This is a genomic window from Nocardioides sp., from assembly GCF_024509035.1.
Lineage (GTDB): Bacteria > Actinomycetota > Actinomycetes > Propionibacteriales > Nocardioidaceae > Nocardioides.
Window position 1 is genome coordinate 1 of the sequence record NZ_JANINT010000184.1, and the last position, 4,342, is coordinate 4,342.

Below are 4,342 nucleotides of genomic sequence, written 5' to 3' on the forward strand. Positions count from 1 at the left end.
TGCCGACGACGCCGACCTTGGCGATCTCGTGCCGGAAGGTCGGCTGCTCGTCGGCGGACGGGGTCCGGTCGTCGGGGACCACGACGGGGCTGTCGTGGGTCTCGTAGGTGTAGAAGCCGCGGCCCGTCTTGCGACCCAGCATGCCGGCGGTGACCATCTGCTTGAGGAGCGGCGTCGGCGCGTGCAGCCGGTCGCGGCCCTGGTGGTACATCGTCTCGAGGATCTCGTACGCCGTGTCGAGGCCGATCAGGTCCAGCAGCGCCAGCGGGCCCATCGGGTAGCCGCAGCCGTAGCGCATGGCGGCGTCGATGTCCTCGCGGGAGGCGTACTTGCCCTCGTACATCGCCACGGCGTGGTTGAGGTAGCCGAACAGCAGGGTGTTGGCGATGAATCCCGCCTTGTCACCGCACACGACCGGCGACTTGCCGAGGCTGGTCACCAGCGCGGTCACGTCGTCGAGCACCGACGGCTCGGTGACGACGGTGCGCACCACCTCGACCAGCGCCTGCACCGGCGCGGGGTTGAAGAAGTGGACGCCCACGACCCGGCCCGGGCGAGAGTTGGCCGTGGAGATCTCGGTGACCGACAGCGAGGAGGTGTTGGTGGCGAGGATCGCCTCCGGGGACACGATCGTGTCGAGCTCGCGGAAGATCGCCTTCTTGATCTCGATCGACTCCACGACCGCCTCGATGACGAACCCGGCGTCGGCCAGGTCCGCGAGCGAGGTGGTGAACGTGATCCGGTCGAGCAGCTCGGTCTTCTCGCCCTCGGTCATCTTCTCGCGCTTCACCGCGCGGGCGGTGGAGTGCTCGAGGTACTGCCGGCCGCGCGCCAGGGAGTCGTCGTCCTTCTCGACGCCGACCACGGCGTGCCCGGCGCGGGCGAAGACCTCGGCGATGCCGGCACCCATCGTGCCCAGGCCGATGACGCCGATGGTGGTGAACGGACGCGGGGCGCCGGACGCGGGAGTCTCGGGGGTGCTGGTCATGCCGCGCATCGTGCCACGGGCCGGAGAGGCCGGTCACCGTGACTTAGTTCACCCGCCAGTAACTTACGCGGCCGTCCGTCGCCCCATTCGTCTCAGGTCGACGCCCACCTTGCCGAAAGGGTGACTGTCGGTGCATGCCCTCCGACGTCGTTGCGAACGAAGGGACTCCCATGCCGCGTGACGCGTCGCCCGAACGCCCGCTCCGCGCCCTGGTCGCCGGCACGCTCGGCGTCCTCGTGGTCCTGCAGGTCGTCGCGGCCCTGCTCGTCGACGGCTCCGGGCTGCTCGCGCTGCTGATGGCCTCCGCGGCCCTGACCCTGGCCACCGCGGTGGTCCTGGACCGACAGGTGATCGCCCCGTGGACCCGCGCTTCGACGTACGTCGAGGCACTCGCCGACGGCGACCTGACCCGGGTGCGGACCGAGGGGCCCGACGGGCCGCTCGCCCAGGCGCTCGCGACGGTCGGCGACCGGACCCGCGTCGCGATCCGCGACGTCGCCGACTCGGTGGGGTCCCTCAACGGGACCGCGGAGTCGGTGGCCGCCAACGCCGAGGCGATGGGCCAGACCTTCGCGGAGACCTCGACGCGGGCAGCCGAGGTGAGCAGTGCCGCCGGCGTCGTGTCGAGCAACGTCGCCGCCGTCTCGACGGGGGCCCGGGAGATGAGCGACTCGGTGACCGAGATCGCCCGCAACGTCACCGAGGCCGTCGCCGTCGCCCAGGAGGCCGTCTCGATGGCGGCCGAGGCGGCCGCGGTGATGGCGGAGCTCGACGGCGCGAGCGAGCGGATCGGCGACGTCGTCCGGCTCATCACCGCGATCGCCGGGCAGACGAACCTCCTGGCCCTCAACGCGACGATCGAGGCTGCTCGCGCCGGTGAGGCCGGCAAGGGCTTCGCCGTGGTGGCCAGCGAGGTCAAGGGCCTCGCCCAGGAGACCGCGCGCGCCACGGAGGACATCAGCGAGCAGGTCGGCGCCCTCCAGGACGGCAGCCGGGCGGCCGTCGCGTCCCTCGAGCGCACGCAGGAGGTCGTCGCACGGTTCGCCGACTACCAGGCGACGATCTCGAGCGCGATCGAGGAGCAGGCGGCGACCACCGCGGAGATGAGCCGGCGCCTCCTCGAGGCGGCCGACGGGTCGCAGCAGATCGCCGACACCGTCGGATCGGTGGCCGCCTCGACGGCCCTGGCCATGGAGCAGCTCACGAACACCCGGAGGGCCGCGGGCGAGCTCTCCAGCCTCTCCTCCGACCTGGGCGCGGTCGCCGACCGGTTCCGGCTGCCGGAGCTGGAGGTCGTCGTCCACGACATCGGGACACGCGGAGGGGTCGCGCTCGAGGTCGACGGCGTCGTGTCGGTCACGCACGCTCCGGACCTGCAGGCGGTCGTGGTCCGGTGGCTGCGCTACCAGGACCAGGCCGTGAAGCCCGCTCTGGGCAAGCAGCTGGAGCTGATCCGGCAGCACGCCCTGCGCACCGTGGTCGTCGACTCCCGCGAGGCCGTGGGTGCCTACTCGGCCGAGATGAACCGCTGGATCGGCGAGGACTTCGTGCCGCTCCTGGAGCGCACGACGATGAAGGCGTTCGTCACGGTCGTCCCTCGCAGCGCGGTCGCCGACCTCGCGAACAAGGGCTGGCAGGAGGGCCACGACGGTCTCGGCTTCCAGATGGTGGAGGTCGCCTCGATGGCCGAGGCCGAGGAGATCGCCCGGTGGGCCTGCCGCGGCTGAGCGCGTTCCCGGGCGCACCGTCCCTTACGCTGCTCCGGTCGGATCCGTCGTGGTGCTGAGGTGTGCTCGTGAGATTGGTCGTTGCCCGCTGCCAGGTCGACTACGCCGGACGGCTGACCGCCCACCTCCCGATGGCGACGCGGGTGCTCATGATCAAGGCCGACGGGTCGGTCCTGGTCCACTCCGACGGCGGTTCCTACAAGCCGCTGAACTGGATGTCCCCGCCCTGCACGTTCCGTGAGGGCACCACCGACGACGGCCAGGTCGAGTGGACGGTCACCAACCCGAAGAGCGACGACACCCTCCGGATCCTCATCGAGGAGGTCCTGCACGAGTCGCTCCACGAGCTGGGCGTCGATCCGGGCCTGCAGAAGGACGGTGTCGAGAAGCACCTCCAGGAGCTGCTCGCCGAGCACCCGGCCACCCTCTCCCCCGGGCTGACGCTCGTGCGCCGCGAGTACCCCACCGCCATCGGTCCGGTCGACCTGATGTGCAAGGACGCCGAGGGGCGCAGCGTCGCGGTCGAGATCAAGCGCCGCGGCGAGATCGACGGGGTTCTTCAGCTGGAGAGATATCTGGATCTGCTGAACCGCGATCCCTTGCTGACGAGCAAGGGGCCGGTGCGCGGGATCCTCGCCGCCCAAGAGATCAAGCCGCAGGCCCGGGTCCTCGCGGGAGACAAGGGCATCGCCTGCGCCTTGGTCGACTACGACGCCCTGCGTGGCCTGGACGACCCGACTGCACGCTTGTTCTGATGGGTAGGCGGTCGATGCCGTCCACAGGCGTCCGCCACGTCGCTGGCGGCTCTCGAGAACCCGACATACGGTGACGGGCATGACGAGCGATCCCAACATGAGTCGCCGCGTGACCCGGCTCGAGAACGACAAGGAATCGATCTACGAGCTCATCACCGAGGTCAGGTCCACCCAGGACGAGCACACCCGGCGCTTCGATCGCATCGAGAACACCCTCAACGAGGTCGTCCGGCGACTTCCAGAGCCATCGTGAGCTCCACCGTCTGCACGGATCTCGGGTCATGACGAAGCTCGGACCGCCGGACACACCTGGCTGGACGCTGGTCGGTGGTCGTTCCTACGCCGACTGAGTGCCGGACCTACCGGACGACCTGTGGGACCTGGACTGGCGAACCACCGGCGAGTCGATCCGAGTGACCGACCCGCTCTACGGAAACCAGCGGTCGCTGCCGGTCGTAGAGATCGACGCCGCCGATGGGGCTGCGAGGTTTGCCGCCGACGAAGTCTCGAACGGCGTCTTCCTGTTCGCGGTACCTCGCGTCCTGTGATGTGCCCCAAGCGGCGGTCAAGGACTGCATCGACGGCGTCGAGCAGCTGACCCGCTACCTCGAGCTGCTCAACCGCGACCCGCTGCTGGCACCGGTCCGCGGCATCTTCGCCGCCCAGGAGATCAAGCCTCAGGCTCGGGTGCTGGCCACCGACCGCGGCATCTCCTGCGCGGTCGTCGACTAGGACGCGCTGCGCGGCCTGGACGACCCGAGCCACCGCCTCTTCTGACCTCCTCGGCGAGCGCCGCCAGCAATCGCACCGGTCGAGGTCCCCGCAGCCGACGCAGGGCGGTGGGTGCGGCGGTGGGCGCCTGATGGTCTGCG

The 4,342-nt window shown here is 70.4% G+C and carries 5 protein-coding genes and 1 pseudogene; 5 read left to right on the plus strand and 1 reads right to left on the minus strand.

Features of this window, described 5'->3' with window-relative positions:
- On the minus strand, positions 1-988 hold a 988-nt coding region (locus tag Q0L15_RS13875; RefSeq protein ID WP_296605040.1), incomplete at its 3' end, for a 3-hydroxyacyl-CoA dehydrogenase family protein.
- A gap of 170 nt (positions 989-1,158) precedes the next feature.
- Between Q0L15_RS13875 and Q0L15_RS13880 the strand changes: the two genes are divergently transcribed.
- The 5 genes and pseudogenes from Q0L15_RS13880 to Q0L15_RS13900 all read left to right on the plus strand — a co-directional run.
- Positions 1,159-2,715 (plus strand): methyl-accepting chemotaxis protein, encoded by a 1,557-nt coding sequence (locus Q0L15_RS13880; protein WP_296605041.1) that lies wholly within the window; start codon positions 1,159-1,161, stop codon positions 2,713-2,715.
- A gap of 68 nt (positions 2,716-2,783) precedes the next feature.
- The gene (nucS, locus tag Q0L15_RS13885) at positions 2,784-3,470 is read left to right on the plus strand and encodes an endonuclease NucS (RefSeq protein WP_296605042.1); all 687 of its coding nucleotides are present in this window, start codon (positions 2,784-2,786) and stop codon (positions 3,468-3,470) included.
- Positions 3,471-3,549: 79 nt separating this feature from the next.
- A complete protein-coding gene (locus Q0L15_RS13890; RefSeq protein WP_296605043.1) occupies positions 3,550-3,723 on the plus strand; it encodes a hypothetical protein in 174 nt (57 codons plus the stop codon).
- 97 nt (positions 3,724-3,820) lie between these two features.
- Positions 3,821-4,018, plus strand: coding sequence for a hypothetical protein (locus tag Q0L15_RS13895; RefSeq protein ID WP_296605044.1), 198 nt, complete (start codon positions 3,821-3,823; stop codon positions 4,016-4,018).
- 28 nt (positions 4,019-4,046) lie between these two features.
- Positions 4,047-4,202: pseudogene (locus Q0L15_RS13900) on the plus strand (endonuclease NucS domain-containing protein); the annotation flags it as partial.
- Positions 4,203-4,342: the final 140 nt, after the last annotated feature.